The sequence below is a fragment of the Amycolatopsis sp. WAC 04197 genome (assembly GCF_003947475.1).
GTDB lineage: Bacteria > Actinomycetota > Actinomycetes > Mycobacteriales > Pseudonocardiaceae > Amycolatopsis > Amycolatopsis japonica.
Genome location: NZ_QHJK01000001.1, coordinates 1,180,418 through 1,197,148 on the forward strand (window position 1 = coordinate 1,180,418; position 16,731 = coordinate 1,197,148).

The 16,731-nt window shown below is 69.1% G+C and carries 15 protein-coding genes; 5 read left to right on the forward strand and 10 right to left on the reverse strand.

The genetic code is table 11. The annotated features are described in order from the left end of the window. Window positions 1-6 precede the first annotated feature (6 nt). The 3 genes from DMC64_RS05970 to dapC all read left to right on the forward strand — a co-directional run bounded on the left by DMC64_RS05970 (window position 7) and on the right by dapC (window position 1,726). Window positions 7-207 (forward strand): hypothetical protein, encoded by a 201-nt coding sequence (locus DMC64_RS05970; protein ID WP_037332209.1) that lies wholly within the window; start codon window positions 7-9, stop codon window positions 205-207. Between the two features lie 110 nt (window positions 208-317). After that, complete coding sequence (fdxA, locus tag DMC64_RS05975) at window positions 318-638, forward strand: ferredoxin (RefSeq protein WP_016331413.1); 321 nt, start codon at window positions 318-320, stop codon at window positions 636-638. Continuing rightward, window positions 635-1,726: a succinyldiaminopimelate transaminase gene (gene dapC / locus DMC64_RS05980; protein ID WP_038519157.1), complete on the forward strand. Its 1,092-nt coding sequence runs from the start codon at window positions 635-637 to the stop codon at window positions 1,724-1,726. The genes fdxA and dapC overlap by 4 nt, the downstream gene beginning before the upstream one ends. 6 nt (window positions 1,727-1,732) lie before the next feature. Here the strand turns inward: dapC and DMC64_RS05985 are convergent, their stop codons facing one another. Then, window positions 1,733-2,341, reverse strand: coding sequence for a TetR/AcrR family transcriptional regulator (locus DMC64_RS05985; protein WP_125732503.1), 609 nt, complete (start codon window positions 2,339-2,341; stop codon window positions 1,733-1,735). 79 nt (window positions 2,342-2,420) lie between these two features. Between DMC64_RS05985 and DMC64_RS05990 the strand changes: the two genes are divergently transcribed. After that, entirely contained in the window at window positions 2,421-3,824 is a 1,404-nt protein-coding gene (locus DMC64_RS05990) for an FAD-dependent monooxygenase (RefSeq protein WP_125732505.1), read from the forward strand. Here the strand turns inward: DMC64_RS05990 and DMC64_RS05995 are convergent. The 3 genes from DMC64_RS05995 to DMC64_RS06005 all read right to left on the reverse strand — a co-directional run bounded on the left by DMC64_RS05995 (window position 3,800) and on the right by DMC64_RS06005 (window position 6,414). After that, window positions 3,800-4,768 (reverse strand): CHAD domain-containing protein, encoded by a 969-nt coding sequence (locus DMC64_RS05995; protein WP_125732507.1) that lies wholly within the window; start codon window positions 4,766-4,768, stop codon window positions 3,800-3,802. The two genes, DMC64_RS05990 and DMC64_RS05995, sit on opposite strands and share 25 nt — an antisense overlap. A 241-nt stretch (window positions 4,769-5,009) precedes the next feature. After that, a complete protein-coding gene (gene dapD / locus DMC64_RS06000; RefSeq protein WP_125732509.1) occupies window positions 5,010-5,996 on the reverse strand; it encodes a 2,3,4,5-tetrahydropyridine-2,6-dicarboxylate N-succinyltransferase in 987 nt (328 codons plus the stop codon). Window positions 5,997-6,024: 28 nt separating this feature from the next. After that, window positions 6,025-6,414: a hypothetical protein gene (locus DMC64_RS06005; protein ID WP_233629574.1), complete on the reverse strand. Its 390-nt coding sequence runs from the start codon at window positions 6,412-6,414 to the stop codon at window positions 6,025-6,027. Window positions 6,415-6,462: 48 nt separating this feature from the next. Between DMC64_RS06005 and dapE the strand changes: the two genes are divergently transcribed. Continuing rightward, window positions 6,463-7,536, forward strand: a complete 1,074-nt coding sequence (gene dapE, locus DMC64_RS06010; RefSeq protein ID WP_125732513.1) for a succinyl-diaminopimelate desuccinylase — start codon at window positions 6,463-6,465, stop codon at window positions 7,534-7,536. Here dapE and DMC64_RS06015 read toward each other — a convergent pair. The 6 genes from DMC64_RS06015 to DMC64_RS06045 all read right to left on the reverse strand — a co-directional run bounded on the left by DMC64_RS06015 (window position 7,529) and on the right by DMC64_RS06045 (window position 16,726). Beyond that, a complete protein-coding gene (locus DMC64_RS06015; protein ID WP_199754898.1) occupies window positions 7,529-8,416 on the reverse strand; it encodes an aminoglycoside phosphotransferase family protein in 888 nt (295 codons plus the stop codon). The genes dapE and DMC64_RS06015 overlap by 8 nt on opposite strands. Next, window positions 8,413-9,666 carry a helix-turn-helix transcriptional regulator gene (locus tag DMC64_RS06020; protein WP_125732515.1) on the reverse strand — a complete coding sequence of 418 codons (1,254 nt, stop codon included), beginning with the start codon at window positions 9,664-9,666 and terminating at the stop codon, window positions 8,413-8,415. Before DMC64_RS06020 ends, DMC64_RS06015 begins: the two co-directional genes overlap by 4 nt. 85 nt (window positions 9,667-9,751) lie before the next feature. Then, window positions 9,752-10,807, reverse strand: a complete 1,056-nt coding sequence (locus DMC64_RS06025; RefSeq protein ID WP_038519138.1) for a chitinase — start codon at window positions 10,805-10,807, stop codon at window positions 9,752-9,754. Window positions 10,808-11,181: 374 nt separating this feature from the next. After that, window positions 11,182-12,768 carry a M28 family peptidase gene (locus tag DMC64_RS06030; RefSeq protein WP_125732517.1) on the reverse strand — a complete coding sequence of 529 codons (1,587 nt, stop codon included), beginning with the start codon at window positions 12,766-12,768 and terminating at the stop codon, window positions 11,182-11,184. A gap of 96 nt (window positions 12,769-12,864) precedes the next feature. Further along, entirely contained in the window at window positions 12,865-15,132 is a 2,268-nt protein-coding gene (locus tag DMC64_RS06040) for a M4 family metallopeptidase (RefSeq protein ID WP_125732519.1), read from the reverse strand. Window positions 15,133-15,409: 277 nt separating this feature from the next. After that, window positions 15,410-16,726 (reverse strand): helix-turn-helix domain-containing protein, encoded by a 1,317-nt coding sequence (locus DMC64_RS06045; RefSeq protein ID WP_233629575.1) that lies wholly within the window; start codon window positions 16,724-16,726, stop codon window positions 15,410-15,412. Window positions 16,727-16,731 lie beyond the last annotated feature (5 nt).

The window sequence follows — 16,731 nt, forward strand, 5'->3', positions numbered from 1 at the left end:
GACCCGATGAGCATCGCGCGCAAGGACGACCGGCACAACGAAGACCTGGTTCGCGAGATCTCCGACGGCTTCAACCGGGCGTTGGGCGCGGAAAAGGCCGTCGAGCAGGACGAGAAGGACGCGGCGGCGACGAAGCCCGCCGCGCCGCAGTTCGTCATCACCGGGGACAGCAGGGCCACTCCGCCGCCACGCCGGAAGGACCGCTGAAGGCCCATACCCGGGGTATGGATAAGGGTGGCCTAAGCGGGCCGGTCGCGCCCGTGGGCGCGTAATGTCCGTTGCAGACTGGTGAAGCAGAGATAAAGCAGGAGTACGCAGTGACCTACGTGATCGCCGAGCCCTGCGTCGACGTGCTCGACAAGGCGTGTATCGACGAGTGCCCCGTGGATTGCATCTACGAGGGTGACCGCATGCTGTACATCCACCCGGACGAATGCGTCGACTGCGGTGCCTGCGAGCCGGTCTGCCCCGTCGAGGCGATCTACTACGAGGACGACGTCCCCGACGAGTGGAACGACTACACCAAGGCCAACGTCGACTTCTTCGACGAGCTCGGTTCGCCCGGTGGCGCCTCCAAGGTCGGCAAGACCAGTCACGACCCCGCCTTCATCAAGGCTCTTCCCCCGCAGGGCGAATGAGCCGGGTCGCTCTTCCCGATTTTCCCTGGGATTCCCTCGCCGAAGCCAAGGCGAAGGCCCAGGCACATCCCGGCGGCATCGTCGACCTGTCGATCGGTACGCCGGTGGACCCGGTCCCCGAGAGCATCCGCGCGGCGCTCGCGTCCGTGTCGGAGATCCCGGGGTACCCGACCACACACGGGATCCCCGAGCTCAGGGCCGCCGCGATCGAAGCGCTTTCGCGGCGGCACGGCATCTCGGGTGTTCCCGAGGCCGCCGTGCTGCCGACGATCGGCTCGAAGGAGCTGGTCGCTTCGCTGCCGCGGCAACTGGGCTTCGGCCCCGGTGATCTCGTCGTCATCCCCGAGGTGGCGTACCCGACCTACGAGGTCGGCGTGCTGCTGGCGGGTGCTTCACTGCTGCGCGCGGACAGCACGTTCGCGCTCGGCCCCCAGCGGCCTTCGATGCTGTGGCTGAACTCGCCGTCCAACCCGACCGGGCGCGTGCTCGGAGTCGACCATCTGCGCAAGGTCGTCGACTGGGCGCGGGAACGCGGCGTCGTCGTGGTGTCCGACGAGTGTTATCTGGCGCTGGGCTGGGAAAGCGAGCCCGTGTCGATCCTGCACCCGGACGTGCACGGCGGCTCCCTCGACGGTCTGCTGGCCGTCCATTCGCTGTCGAAGTCCGCGAACCTCGCGAGCTACCGCGCCGGATTCGTCACCGGTGACCCGAAGCTCGTCGCCGGCCTGCTGGAGATCCGCAAGCATTCCGGGCTGATCGTGCCGCGGCCGGTGCAGGAGGCCATGGTCGCCGCGCTGAAGGATGACGAAGCGCTTGCCGTGCAACGGGAACGCTACGCGCGCCGTCGGTTGGTGCTGCGGAAGGCGTTGCTGGACAGTGGTTTCGAGATCTCGCATTCCGAGGCGGGGCTGTATCTCTGGTCCACGCGCGGCGAATCCGCGCTCGACACGGTCGACTGGCTCGCCGGACGCGGCATCCTCGCCGCGCCGGGCACGTTCTACGGGCCGACCGGTGGGAACCACGTCCGGATCGCCTTGACGGCGACGGACGAGCGGATCGACGCGGCCGTGGAGCGGCTCACCGCCTGATCGGCTTCAGGACACGTCGCGACCGGTGAAACCCCGGTAGACGAACCGTGTCAGCGCCTCGACGGCTTCTTCTTCGGAGATCGCCGACGGGTCGAGCAGCCACGTGTGCGCGAAACCGTTGACCAACTCGGCCATCATCGCGAGCGTGACCTGCTCCGACGCCGGGAGTTCCATACCCGCCGCGGTGATGTACCCGAGGTGGTCGAGGATGTCCGCCGCCTGCTCGGCGCCGAAGCGCGCGTAGGTGCGTGCGAACTCGTCGCTGACCATCGCGGCCTGACGCAGCGCGAGCATCGTCGCGGCGTTGTCGCGGTGGAAGTTCCAGTACTCGCAGACATGCCAGCGCACGGCCTGCGGGTCGGTGAAGTCGGGGATGTGCTCCGGTGAGGCCGCGTTGACGTCGCTCTCCGCCGCCAGATCCTCGAGAAGCGCTTCGAGCAGTTCTTCCTTGCTCGCGAAGTGGTTGTAGAACGAACCCGCCGCGCGTCCGGCCTCCGCCGTGATGTCGGTGATCTTGGTGTTCAGGTACCCCTTCGCCGCGAAAACGCGCTTCGCCGCCTCCTTGAGTGCGGCCTCGGTCTCCGCTGCCTTCTCCTTGCGGCTCATCGCCGTCATCGGCACCTCCTTGACACGGAAGGCTAGCAACGAGCATAGTGAATTCATATTCACTGAATCCCAATTCACTGGAGGAGAGATGACCGAGGTGCTGATCGCGGGGGCCGGGCCGACCGGACTCACGCTGGCCATCGACCTCGCGCGCCGCGGCGTCGGCGTGCGGATCGTGGAGAAGGCCGAGACGTTCTTCGAGGGCTCTCGCGGCGACGGCCTGCAGCCGCGCACGCTGGAGGTCTTCGAGGACCTCGGTGTCCTGGACGCGGTGCTGGCCGCCGGGCAGCCGCCCGTGGCGATGAAGATCCATCTGGGCGGGGAGGTCGTCGGCGAGCGCTGGATGGCCGAGCTCGCCGACCCGACGCCGGACGTGCCGTATCCCAACGGCCACTTCCTCGGCCAGTCCCGGACCGAGGGCATCCTTCGCGAGCGACTCGCCGAATTCGGCGTCCAGGTCGAGCTCGGCACGCCACTGCTCGGTTTCGAGCAGGACGCCGACGGGGTGACCGCCGAGCTGCCGGGCGAGCGCGTCCGGGTCGACTACCTCGTCGGCGCGGACGGGGGGAAGAGCTTCGTGCGTAAGGCGCTCGGAATCGCGTTCGAGGGCACCACCGACGAGTCGGTCCGCATATTGCTGGGCGACGTCCAGGCCGAGGGGCTCGATCGCGCGTACGGGCACTGGTTCGCGAAGCCCGAGGATCCGATGTCGGGGATCGTGCTCACGCCGCTGCCGGGGGTGCCGCATTTCCAGTTCGGTGCGCCACTGGGCGAGGAGGAGGTCGAGGCCTCGCTCGGCACGTTGCAGTCCCGGCTCGACGAACTGTCCGGCGGCGGGGTCCGGCTGCACGATCTCGCCTGGTCGACGGTGTGGCGGCCCAATATCCGGCTCGCGGAGCGGTTCCGTGACGGTCGCGTGTTCCTCGCGGGCGACGCGGCGCACGTCCACCCGCCGACCGGCGGGCAGGGGCTCAACACCGGCGTCCAGGACGCGTACAACCTGGGCTGGAAACTCGCCGACGGTTCACCGGAGCTGCTCGACAGCTACGAGCCCGAGCGTCGCGGGGTCGCCGCGCGGGTGCTGAAGATCAGCACCGAGATCCTCGAGAAGTACAAGGAAGGCACCGAAGACGCGCACGAGCGCGGCGAGAACACGCGTCAGCTCGACATCGGCTACCGCGGCGGCCCGCTCGCGCCCGCGGCGACCGGCCGGATCCGGCCCGGCGACCGTGCCCCGGACGCGCCGCTGAAGGACGCGAACGGCAAACCCGTCCGGCTGTTCGAGCTGCTGCGCGGCCCGCAGGCGACGCTGCTGGTGTTCGGCGACGGTCCGGCGCCCGAAGGCGCGCGGCGCATCCTGCCGTCGGGCAGTGCACTGTCCGATGTGGACTTCGAAGACGTGGGCGGGCACGCTTTCGCGGCGTACGAAGCCGAGAACGGGCGGCAGGTGGAGATCCGCCCGGACGGCTATATCCGCGGGCTCACCGCCTGAGCGGCCGCGTCGACCTCCGCCCAGACGTCGCGCCACACGGCACGGACCTCGGCGCGGCGCAGTAGTTCCTTCTCCGCGACCCGGCCCGCGATGAACGCGACTTCGGCGTCGACGGACGCCACCACGCCACGCATCCGATCCGCGGCGACGCAGGCGTCCTGGTGCTCTCCGAGGACGGTCTGGAAGCTCTTCGTGGCCTTGATCAGCCGCTGGATTCGTTCCGCTTGCTTCTTCTTCGCCGCGGGCTTGGCCATTTCGGCGGCGTAGCGGAGTTTCTTGCCGTAGATGCGAAGCGCGTGAAGGTCGTCGTCCGGGGGATCGGCGGGAAGCGCCTTCACGGCCTTCGCGAGCTTTCGATGCGGCTTCGCGAGGCCGGCGACGAGGTCGGCCGAGGTCTGGGGGCTTTCATCGGCTTCCTCGGTGGCGGGCTGCCGGGCGAGACGGCCGATGTCCTGCAGCATCGAGGCGTAGCGGGGACTGGCGAGCGCCCGGGTGAGCCGCCGCTTCGCGACACCGCGTTCGGTGACGAATTTCGAGACCAGACGGCGCGCGGCGGGCTGGTCGCGCACCTCGAATTCGGCGACGACCTCGCGAAGGTGCCCGATCAGGACGTCGTAGTCGCGGACGTCGCCGAGGGACTGGCCGAGCCAGCCGAGTTCGGTGCGCACGGGCTCGGCGTCCGGGCCGACGAGGCGGCCCGAGAGTTTGAGGACGCTTCGCATGCGGCGCAGCGCGACCCGCATCTGGTGGAGGTCTTCGGGGTCGGCACCGGATTTGGTGCCCGGTTCGTGCGCGAGGAGGGCGCGGATCTCGACGTCGAGTTTGACCCGGACGTGGGTGGCCGCCGGATCGCCCGGCCCCGCTTTCGCGGGCCGGTCGCCGAGCCCGAGCGCGGCAGGAGTGGTCGAAGGGACGTTCTTGCGCGGCAGGGCCTCGGCTGTCACAAGATGAATTCTAGGTGAACCGGCAAGGTGGTCCAGGCCGTGAGAGCGGCAAGGGACCTTTGCCACCGCCCTCCGGGGGAGAGTGGTAGCAAAGGTCCCTTGCTGTCGTTCAGGGCTTCGGGCGACTCGGTCGAGGATGTCGCGAAAGCCACTTTCGGGACATCAGACGTCGCGAAAGTGGCTTTCGCGACAGCCCTGGCCACCAGGTGGTAGCAAAGGTCCCTTGCTCTCTTTTCGCAGGTCAGTTGGCGTGCAGGGCCGCGTTCAGCTCGATGCCGACACCGGTGCGCGCGACGACCTCGACGGCGCCGGTCCCGGAGTTCCGCCGGAACACCGCACCCGAGATGCCGGACAGCTCCAGCGCCTTCACGACCTTGCCCTCGAAGGTCACCTTCGTGCCGGCCGTGACGTACAGGCCCGCCTCGACGACCGAGTCGTCGCCGAGTGAGATGCCGACGCCGCCGTTCGCGCCGATCAGGCAGCGCTCGCCGATCGAGATGGTCTCCTTGCCGCCGCCGGACAGCGTGCCCATGATCGACGCGCCACCGCCGACGTCGGAGCCGTCGCCGACCACGACGCCCGCCGAGATCCGGCCTTCGACCATCGAGGCGCCGAGCGTGCCGGCGTTGAAGTTGACGAAGCCCTCGTGCATGACCGTGGTGCCGTTGGCCAGGTGCGCGCCGAGGCGGGCGCGGTCGGCGTCGGCGATGCGGACGCCGGTCGGCACGACGTAGTCCACCATCCGCGGGAACTTGTCCACGCCGTAGACGGTGACGTTGCCGCGCGCCCGCAGCCGCAGCCGGGTCGCCTCGAAGCCCTCGACGGGGCACGGCCCGTGGTTGGTCCACACGACGTTCGCCAGCAGGCCGAAGATGCCGTCGAGGTTCGCGCCGTGCGGCCGGACCAGACGGTGCGACAGCAGGTGGAGGCGCAGGTAGACGTCGTGCGTGTCGCCGGGGGCGTCGGCGAGCCTGGCGATGGTCGTGCGGACCGCGACGACCTCGACACCGCGGTCGGTATCCGGGCCGAGCTGGGCGGCGGCGGCCTCGCCGAGAGCCTCGGAGGCCTCCTCGGCGGTCAGCCGCACCGTGCCGGCCTTGCCTTCGGTGCCTTCGATCAGCTTGGGCAGCGGGAACCAGGTGTCCAGCACCGTGCCGTCGGTCGTGACGGTGGCCAGTCCGACGCCGGTGGCGCCGGTCGTTTCGGGGTCAGGGGTCTGCTCGCTCACGTCCTGAACGGTAACCCAGTGACCCTCCTCAGCCGCCGACGAGGCTCTTCACACTGGTCAGCGCCGTCGCCATGTCGCCGAGTGCCTGGCCGCACGGCCCGCCGGGAGCCGCCACGTCCTGGCAGTTCGCGGCGCGGAAGGCGGCGATCGGGCGGTCGAGGACGTCGGCGTGCGACGACAGGTCCGGGCGGCGCTTGCGAATCGTGCCCGCGGCGCTGGAGAGTTCGGTGACGTACTTCTGGCAGCCCCTGGGCGATTCGGTCCCCGGCGCCAGGTAGCACTGGTCGGTCGTCAGCGCTTTGAGCTTGATCGGCAGCACGTCCGGCCCGGTGCTCTGGGTCGGACGGACCTTCACCGGGACTTCCCCCGATCCGCAGCCGCTGAGTACCAGGAGGAGGGCGACCAAGATCGTTCGCATGCGCACTCCTTCACGGTAGCCTCGGGCGCCCGGCGGTACGGTGCGGGCATGCCTTCGCTCGATCTGCACGCGGACCCCGTCGACCTCACCGCCGCGCTGGTGGACATCTTCAGCGTCTCGGAGGAGGAGACGGTCATCGCGGACACCGTGCAGGCCGCGCTCCAGGCGCAGGCGCCGCATCTCGAGGTGATCCGCAACGGTGACGCGGTCCTCGCCCGCACGAACCTCGGCCGTCCGTCGCGGGTGCTGATGGCCGGGCATCTCGACACCGTTCCGGTCAACGAGAACATGCCCGTGCGCCGCGAGGGGACCGGTGACGACGAGATCCTGCACGGGCTCGGCACCGTCGACATGAAGAGCGGCGACGCCGTCTTCCTGCATCTCGCCGCCGCCCTCCGGGAGCCGAAGCACGACGTCACCTTCGTGTTCTACGACTGCGAAGAGATCGAAGCGACGAAGAACGGTCTCGGGCGCATCGAGCGCGAGCTGCTCGAGTGGCTGCGGGCCGACCTCGCGATCCTCGGTGAGCCGTCGAACGGGGGAATCGAGGGCGGCTGCCAAGGCACGATGCGGATCGAGATCCGTGTCGAAGGCGCCCGCGCGCACACGGCGCGCGGCTGGATGGGCGTCAACGCGATCCACGGACTCGCCGAACCGCTGCGCAGGCTGGCCGAGTACACGCCGCGGGTGGTCGACATCGACGGCCTGACCTACCGCGAAGGGCTCCAGGCCACGAAGATCGGCGGCGGGGTCGCGGGCAACGTCGTGCCGGACGAGGCCGTGCTCACGATCAACCACCGCTTCGCTCCCGACAGGAACGGCGAGCAGGCCGAAGCGCACCTTCGCGAGCTCTTCGAGGGCTACGACGTCAAGGTTGTCGACTTGTCGCCAGGAGCGTTGCCCGGGCTGAGCGCTCCCGCGGCGGCCGAGCTGGTCGCCGCGGCCGGCGGCAAGGCGGTCGCGAAGCTGGGCTGGACCGACGTCGCGCGCTTCGCGGCTCTCGGGATCCCGGCGGTCAACTTCGGACCCGGCGACCCGACGCTCGCGCACACCCGCCAGGAGAACGTGCGGGCGGGCGAGATCCGGCAGGTCGCTACCGTGCTGCGCGCGTTCCTCAGCTAGCCAGGGCCAGGAACTCCTCGAGAGCCGCCTCCGGACCGCCGTAGGTGAGGTGCGAAATGGCGAACATCGGGGCGATCACGCGGCTCCAGGCGTACAGCCGGTCGCCGTCGAGCCCGCACGCGGCCGCCACCACCTGACACCGGGCTTCGACCCCCTCGCGTCCGGCGCCGCCCACCACGTAGTCGACGGCGTCGAAGCACGGATCACCCACGCACGCCTTCGGATCGATCGCGATCAGGCCGCGCGGGCCGCCGTCCAGGACGTTGCCGAGATGCAGATCGCCGTGGAGCAGTACGACCTCGGCCTGCGTGTCCAGCAGCCGCTCGCAGCGTTCGATCGCCCGCCGCCAGGTGGCCGGGCCGACCCGGGCGGCGATGTCCGGTTCGGTGATGCGGCGGCCGATCCGGTCGAAGGACTCCTCGAACCGGCCGCGCAGGCTCCACGGCCAGCCTTCGGGCGGGGCCACGGCGTGCAGGGCGGCGAGCAGCTCTCCCCATCGCCCCGGCAGGGTCGATGACGGCAGGTTCTCGGCTTCGGTACCCGGCTGGATCTCCTCCAGCACCATCGCGCCGGCGTCCGCGTCGGCGGCCAGGACGGCGGGCACCCGGCCCGACGGCGCGAACACCCGCAGCATTTCGAGCTGTTTGGTCAGCAGCGGCCCATCCGGGCTGAGTTTGAGTACCGCCGGTCTCCCGTCGGACCACCGGCAGCGCAGGACGACGGACGAGGCTCCGCTGTCGAACAACTCGCCGAGCGCGAAGTCCCATCGGGAGGCCAGGCGTTCGGCGAGGGCGGGCACACCGGCGAGCCACCCTTCGGCGTCGGCGCCGAAGCGGCCGACCAAACGGGTGCCGATGTCGTCCAAGTCCACTTCGGTCACTGGGAAACGTCCTCCTCGGCTCCGAGAAGGAGCAGTCCACGCCGCAGTAGGTCCGCGGCCTCTTCGAAGCGCCCCTGATCGCGAAGGAGCTCTCCCGCCTTGTCGATCGACGCGGCCAGGACGCCGCGAGCGTCGCGGAGGGCCGCTACGTCGATGGCGTGCGCGAAGCCCGCTTCGGCTGCTTCGAGGTCTCCGCGAGCCAGCGCCAGCGACCCCTGCTGGAACACGAGGGACGCGAAGAGCGGCGAGTCCGCGGGGATGGCTTCGGCCGCTTCGGAGAGTAGACCGGCGGCGTCGTCGAGACGACCGAATTCGCGGCAGACGTCGGCGAGCTCCAGCGTGACAGCGTGATCGGGCGCGGCCGCGCGTGACGCGCGAAGATCCGCGAGAGCGCCTTCGAGGTCGTCGGCACGCCGGACCAACGCTCGCGCGAACAGGCACCGGGCCAGCACCGGCCGCAGGGCTCGTTCGTGGAGCAGGTCGTGCAGCGCCGACACGGCGGCGACGGCGTCGGCCACCCGTCCGTCACCGAGATACGCCTCGGCCAGCCGACGCTGGTTCTCGGCGAGCTCGGCCAGGATCTCCTCGTCGCCGCGAGCCAGTCGCAGTGCCTCTCCCGCGTGATGCGCGGCCTGGACGGTCTCGCCGAGACGGAGCTGCCCGTCGGCGAGGTACGCGTGCAGAGTCAGCAGGAGTACCGGATGTGGATGCCGGTCGAGGCTCGCGTCGAGCGCCGTCCGAAGCAGGTGCATCGCGTGGTGCGGCTCGCCCCGGTCGACCAGGACGTTCGCCCGCAGCGCGGCGGCCAGTCCCCGGTACGCCGGGATGTCGTTCGCGAGCGCGGTTTCGGCGGCGGCCACCAGCCGGGGCCGGGTGTCGCCGTGGGCGGATCGCGCGAGCCACAGCCAGGCGAGCCCGGCCTGGCGGTCACGGCCGATCTCCTCCGCCCGCCGCGCCAGCCGTCGCATCTTCGGCGCCGAACCGTTCCCCGCCAGGAAATCCGCCGCGGCCGCCGCGATGTCCAGGTCGAGCCGGACGTCGTCGCGCGGCGAAGTCACGCCCAACAGCTCACCGGTGTCCACGCCGAGCCGGGTGGCGAAATGGCGCACCGCGTCGCCGGACGGGGTCCGCGCACCCGTCTCGACGGAGGAGACGTACGCGGCGGTGTAGTGCGGCTCGGCGAGCTCGCGCTGGGTGAGGCCGCGTTCGGCGCGCAGCCGCCGCAGTCGTCCACCGACCTCCTCGTCCATACCCGAGAACGATACGGGCGACCGCGGCAATACTGACTCGTGAGTGGTAAGGAGGGTGGGAACCGTCCTTACCACTCACGAGGCTTCAGCGTCCCTGCAGGGATTTCACGTTCTGGCCGAAGGTCCAGTTCCGCGAACCGTCCCAGTTGATCGACCAGGTCATGAGGCCCTTGAGCGATGGAATGCTGCGGTATGCCTGGGAAACCAGGCTCGGCGACATGTAACCGCCACCCGCACCCGCCTGCGCCGGCAGACCGGGTGCCTGCTTGTCGAAGGGGACGCGGATCGTCTGGCCCTGGATCACCAGGCCCTTGTCGAGGCAGTTGGTCTGCGCGACGAAACCCTGGACCGTCCCGGCCTGGTACGAATCGCCGGAGCAGCCGTACATGCTTCCGTTGTAGTACTGCATGTTCAGCCACCACAGCCGGCCGTTGTCCGCGTATTTCTTGACGATCGGCAGGTACGCGCCCCAGATCGAGCCGTAGACGACGCTGCCGCCGGTGACGTACGCGGTCTCGGGCGCCATGGTGAGACCGAAGTTCGGCGGCATCGCGGCGAGGACGCCGTCGATGATGCGGATGAGGTTCTTCTGCGACGCGGAAAGCGTGTTGATGTTCCCGCTGCCGGTGAGGCCGGTTTCGATGTCGATGTCGATCCCGTCGAAGTTGTACTTCTTCAGGATCGGCACGATGGTCGCGACGAATTTGTCCGCGACGGTGGCCGAATTCAGATCGATGCCCGCGGTGGCGCCGCCGATGGACATCAGGATCGTCGCGCCCGCGTCCTTGGCGGCGCACATTTCGGACGGGGTCGCGACCTTCACAGTCGCGTCCATCCCATCCTCCCATTTGGCCGTTCCGTCGGACAGGATGACCGGAAAGGCAGCGTTGATCACGTTGTACCCGTTGGCTTTGATCCGGGCGTCGGTGATCGGGATCCAGCCCAGCGGCGGATGGACGCCGTTCGAAGCGCCGTCCCAGTTCTCCCAATAGCCTTGCAGGACCTTGCCCGCGGGCTTCGATTTGACCGCGCAGACCTCGGCGTCGGGCGAGGCGTGTGCCGGGCTCAGTACGACGAGTGTGGTGACGGCGAGTACCGCCGCGCCGGTGATTGCGAGCAGCCGTGAGACGCGACCGAACATACCCAGCTCCCATCTCGAAAGCGGTTTGAACGAACAGGAAGCGGCCGTTCGGCTCAACATAGGTCGCGGTGCCCGGCCCCCGCTACCGACGATCGGGTGGTCTAGACCAGATATCGAAGAGTTGTCCGAAAATCCCTCTCACGCACGAGGGCCATCTCACGAGGCCGGGTGTCCTCGTGAGATGGCCCTCGCCATTCGGATGGTCAGGAAGTGTCTCGCACGGTGAGGCTGGTCAGGCGAGGACACGCGCGCGCGTTCTTTCGGCCGGAGGCCTCGGGTTTACGGAGTCGGGCCGCTGACACGGCTGAGTGAGTGATCAACCGATGCCGCGGCCCGGCTACGGAAACCCGACAGCGCGCCTTGAGAGACACAGCTCAGACGGTGATGGTCCAGCTGTCGAGCGTGCCGGTGTCCTGCGCGTAGGCGTCGTAGATCACGAGCGTCCAAGTGCCGGAAGCGGCTTCGTTGGTCACCGGGACCGAGTAGTTCCGCGTGCCGAGGTCGGTACACGGAAGGGATCCGGTGGGCTTGACCGAGTACGTGCTGCCGTCAGGCGCCTTGAGGCTGATCCGCAGATCCTCGGAGCAGGTGTGCGTACCGGTGATCGACACCTTCACCGGCGACGTCGCCGTACCCGTCGCGGTGGACGTGATCGGGCTGTTGACCGTCGCGTAGTCATTGAGCGCGTAGTCGGTGCCGTTGGTGAACGTGCGCACGCTGACGTCGCCGACGGTGAGCGTGTACTGCGCCGTGCGGTCCACCGAGGTCCCGTCACCGGTCACGGTGATCGTGCTGGTGCCGTTGGGGGTGCTCGCCGACGTCGCGATGGTGAGCGTCGAAGAACCGCCCGACTGCACCGAAGCGGGGTTGAACGTCGCGGTGGCTCCGGCGGGGAGGCCGCTGGCGCTCAGCGAAACCGCTTGTGCCGCACCGGAAGTCGTCGTGGTGTTGACCGTGACGGTCGTCGACTGTCCGGCTTGGACGGTGCCGGAGGACGGCGACAGGCCGAGCGAGAAGTCGGGTCCCGTCGACGTGCCGACGGCGAGCTTCCAGAGCGCGTAACCGATCGCGTCGCTGTTCTTCTCCAGCGGGGTGTCCGGGATGTTGGACAGCGTGTCGCACGCGCGGTGGTAGCAGCTGTCGAACGCCTGTCCGGCGGTGCCGCCCCATTTCTGTTGCTGCGCGGAGCTCTTCGTATAGCCGGCGCCGGTCGCGAGGCCGCCGACCGGGATACCCGCGCTCTTGAACGACGCGTGGTCCGAACGGCCGTCGCCTTCGGTGTCGCCCTCGGTCTGGATGCCGATCGTCCGGAAGTATTCGTCGAACACCGCCTTGACCGAAGCGACGTCGTCATAGACGAAGTAGCCCCAGTTGTCGGAGCCGATCATGTCGAAGTTCAGGTAGGTCTTGATCTTCGTGCGTTCGGTCTGCGGCAGGCTGTTGACGTAGAACTTGGAGCCGCGCAGGCCGGACTCCTCGTCGGCCCACCAGCCGAAGCGGACGCGCTTGGCCATCGCCGGGTTCTCGCGGGCCAGCGTCAGGGCGACTTCGAGGATCGAGGCCGAACCCGAGCCGTTGTCGTTGATACCGGGACCGGCGCTGACGCTGTCGAGGTGCGCGCCGAGCATGATGACCTGGCTCGCGTCGCCCTGCGGCCATTCCGCGATGACGTTCTGGCTCGAACCCGCGCAGCTCGAACAGGTCTGCAGCGTGACGTTGTAGCCGGCGTCGCGCAGTTTCTGTGCCACATAGGACACCGATGCCGGATAACCCGGCCGCCCGGAGGCGCGGTTGCCGCCGTTCTGGTTGGCGATCGTCTGCAGTGCGCTCAGGTGTGCCTTGACGTTGGCGAGCGAGATGTCCGGTGCGGCGGTGGTGGTCGCCTGCGCGGGCGCGGTGACGACACCGAGTACGGCGGCCATGCCGACGACGGCCGCTCCTATTCGCTTTCCCCACTTCATGCCGGGGTGTTCCTTTCTGGGTAATGGTCCGTGAAGGCCTCCTTGAGGGACCCTGGGTCCCTCAAGGAGGCCTTCACGGACTTGTGGAGTCGGGAGCTAGACGGTGATCGACCAGCTGTCGAGCGTGCCGGTGTCCTGCGCGTAGGCGTCGTAGACCACGAGGGTCCAGGTGCCCGCCGCGACCTCGTTGGTCACGTTCACCGAGTAGTTCCGCGTGCCCAGGTCGGTGCAGGGCAGGGAACCGGTGGGCTTGACCGAGTACGTGCTGCCGTCGGGCGCCCGCAGGCTGATGCGGAGGTCCTCGGAGCAGGTGTGCGTACCGGTGACCGTCACCTTCACCGGGGACACCGCGTTACCGGTGGCGGTGGAGGTGATCGGGCTGTTGATCGTCGCGTAGTCGTTCAGCGCGTAGTCGGTGTCGTTGGTGTACGTCCGCAAGTCGCCGCCGGTGCCGACGGTCAGCTTGTACTGAGCGGTGTGCGTGCCGCTCGCCGCGGTGCCGGTCACCGTGATGGTGCTGGTGCCGTTGGGGGTGCTCGCCGACGTCGCGATGGTGAGCGTCGAGGAGGCACCGGACTGCACGGTGTCCGGGTTGAACGTCGCGGTCGCCCCGGCCGGGAGGCCCGAAGCGGTGAGCTTCACCGACTGCGCCGCACCGTTGACGGTCGCGGTGTTCACCGTGACGGTCGCCGATTCGCCCGGCTTGACCGAGCCGGACGCCGGGGTGACGCCGACCGAGAAGTCGGGGCCGGACGGCGTGCACGAGGTCGGCTCGCCGGTCGCCGCGGTGACGCTGATGGCGTCCCACGCCGCCTTGGTGGTGTTGAACTCGGTGCAGGAACCCGGGTACAGCGCGAGCGCCGCTTCCAGGGTCGCCTTGCGGGCGGCCTTGTGGTTCCAGCTGGAGGTCTTCTTCAGCAGGCCGTTGTAGAAGATCTTCGCGGCCTTCTGGATGCCGAGACCGGTGATCGAGGTGTTGTTGCAGGTCGGGCTGGCCGGCTTGCCGACCGGCGCGGTGCCCTCGGCGAGCAGGTAGAACCAGTGGTTCTGCGGGCCCGCGGCGGCGTGCACCTCGGTGTTCGGGATGGACGACGTGTAGCAGTCGGGGTTGCCGGAGATCCTGCTCGGCTTGTTCATGTAGCGGATCGGGCCCTGGCCGACCAGGTTCACGCCCTCGCCGACGTCGTAGTCCGGGACGTCCTTGGCGTTGTTGGCGTAGTGCTCGGTGATGGCGCCGAAGATGTCACCGGTGGACTCGTTGAGGCCGCCGTTCTCGTTGCCGCTGCCCGCGCCGCCCGGCGTGGTCTGGAAGATGGCGTGGCCGTACTCGTGCGCGACGACGTCCATCGGGGTGGCCTGGCGCTGGTTGTCCTGCGAGTGGCCGAAGGTGGTCGACGAGCCGTTCCAGTAGGCGTTGACCTGGTTGAGGCCGACGTAGGCGGGGAAGCCGCCGCCGCTGCCGTTGATACCGTTGCGGCCGAGCCATTCGCCCAGCATCTTCCACTCGGTCTGGACGCCGAAAAGCGTGTCGACACAAGCGGTTTCCAGGTCGGTGCCGGAGCCGTTGCCCCAGTTGTCGTCCGGTCCGCTGTAGGGCGAGCCGTTCTGGCGGGCACAGCTGATGTTGCTGCGCTGCGGGTCGCGCATCGTGTACGTGCCGCCGGAGTTCGTCGTGTCGATGGTGACGTTGCCGACGTAGTAGCTGTTCCCGGCGCCGAGCGTGCCGAGCTCGTTCGACGTGGACTTCTTCGCCGCGGTCGGGAAGTTCGACATCTTGACGTCGTCACGGGTTTCGAGCACCGCGCCGGTGGCGCCGTCCACGAACACGTGCAGGTTGCTCGGTGCCGTCGCCTTGGTGCCCGCGACGACGACCTCGTAGGCGAGCTTGGGGGAGTTCCCCGCCAGCACGACGAGCTTCGGCGCGACCACGCTGTCTACTTTGGACAGCTGGCCGCGGGCGACCTCGGTCGCCTTCGCCGCGGAGATCTTGGCCTTGGTGTCGACCGAGATCGTCGCGGTCTCCGCGGCGCTGGTGCCGCGGACGCGCCCGGCGCCGTCGGCGACCACCACCGCGTCCCCGCCGACGACCGGCAGGCCACGGTAGGTTCGTTCGTAAGCGGCGTAGAAGAGTCCTCCGCCGCCCTGGGTCAGCCCGACGCGACGGAAGTCCTCGTTGGCTCCCCTTCGCAGGTGATCCACTCCGGCCGCGGCGGCCTGGTCGGCCGCGCTCGCGGCCACGGCGTCGGGGCTCGCGGGCTGGATGGTGGCGGTGGTCGCGTTCGCCGGGGTCACCGGGAACGTCATGCTCAGGGCAAGGCCGGCGACGGCCGCCAACCCTGTTCTGAGCCCTCGCTGAACGGTCATGTGAACCTTCCATGGGCAGGACCGTGTACCCGGACGGCCAGTGGCGCGGCGGGGAATTCGACCGGGGCGGGTGCACGGCGGGGGACGGAGAGCGTGCCCATTCGGATAACTGGAGTTATCCCGATGGACACGTCCGAGTAAAGGAGCCGCTCACAAGGCCGTCAATGGGCCGGATGGCCTAGCGGAGCGGACGAAGATCCACATGCGAGGAATAAAATCCCTGTGTAGTAAGAGTTTTTCCCGCCATGTGCGATATATGGCGACTTTCGTATGGTTTTCAGTCCGCCGGCCCGGAATCGGACATAGCGGCCGCGCGTACACCGCGCCGATAGGCCTCCGCCGCTTTTTCGATTAATCCGCGGGCTCGCAACGTGTCGCCCAAATGCAGTGAGGTGGCGACGAGCGCGCCGCGCAGTTCGGACTTTTCCTGTGCGGTGGCGGCTTCTTCGAGCAACGCGGTCGCCGCGGGCAGATCACCTCGGGCGCGGGCGATGAGTCCCAGTAACCGGAGAACCTCGGCCTTCGCCTCGATATCGGGGGATCGATCCAGAAGCGGCCGGATCCCTTCGGCGAGTTCGGCCGCCTCGTCGAGTTCCCCTTGGCGGCGGCGGACGTCGGCGAGCTCGATCGTCGCGCCGAGTACGCCCTCCCGCGACCCGGCCTTGGCGAGCAGATCGCGAGCGAGCCGGAGTTCGGCGTGCGCCTCCTCGAGTTTTCCCAGCCGTCGCCAGAGGAAGCCGCGGGCCCAGCGGCTCCGGGCGGCGTCACGGTCGTAGCCGATCGACGTGAACAGCCGCAGTGCCCGCGAAAGGTCCTTCTCCGCGCGGTCGACCAGACCGATCTCCTGCCACAGCTGCGCCGCCTGCCGGTGGTAGCGCGCGGAGATGTCCTTGCGGTGGGCGGCAGGAAGGACGCGTCGGCCTTCTTCGGCGGCCCGTCGCGCCCGGCGCAGCGCGCCCATTTCGATGAGCGGATGGATCAACGCGGTCAGCAGCGCCAGTTCGGCGTCCGGATCGCTCGTGCCGGTGGCGCGGAGTTCGGCGAGCGCCGTTTCGACGAGCGCGACCGACGCGCCCAGATCGCCCGACAGCGCGCGGCAGGCGGCCAGCCGGTTGACGATCATCGCGCGCAACCGGGGCGAAGCGGCGTCGGCGAGCTCCATGGCGTGCGCGAAACCCTTGTCCGCCAACGGGATATCGTAACGCTGCCACTGGACTTCGCCGAGATAGAAGCGGGCGTGGCACTGGACGTCCGGCAGCCGGTACTCGGCCGCACGTCGCTCCACACGGGAGAATTCGCGCTCCGCCGCTTCGAGCCCGCCCTTCTGCAACTCGCGATACGCGGTTTCGAGGGCGTCGGTGAGTTCGTCGGCCGCGCCCGGCGGCCGATCGAAGCGGAGTTCGTCCGGCGTGAGGCCGAGCCGTCGGGCGAGGTGGGAGAGCACGTCGTCCGAGGGCAGGCGGCCGCCCGACTCGACCTTGGCGAGGAAGCCGCGGTCGTAGCGGGGCTCGGCCAGCTCGCGCTGGGTCAGCCCGCGTGCCCGGCGCAACCGCCGGATCCGCGCGCCGAGTGGTTCTGCCCCGCTGGACGGCACCTCGA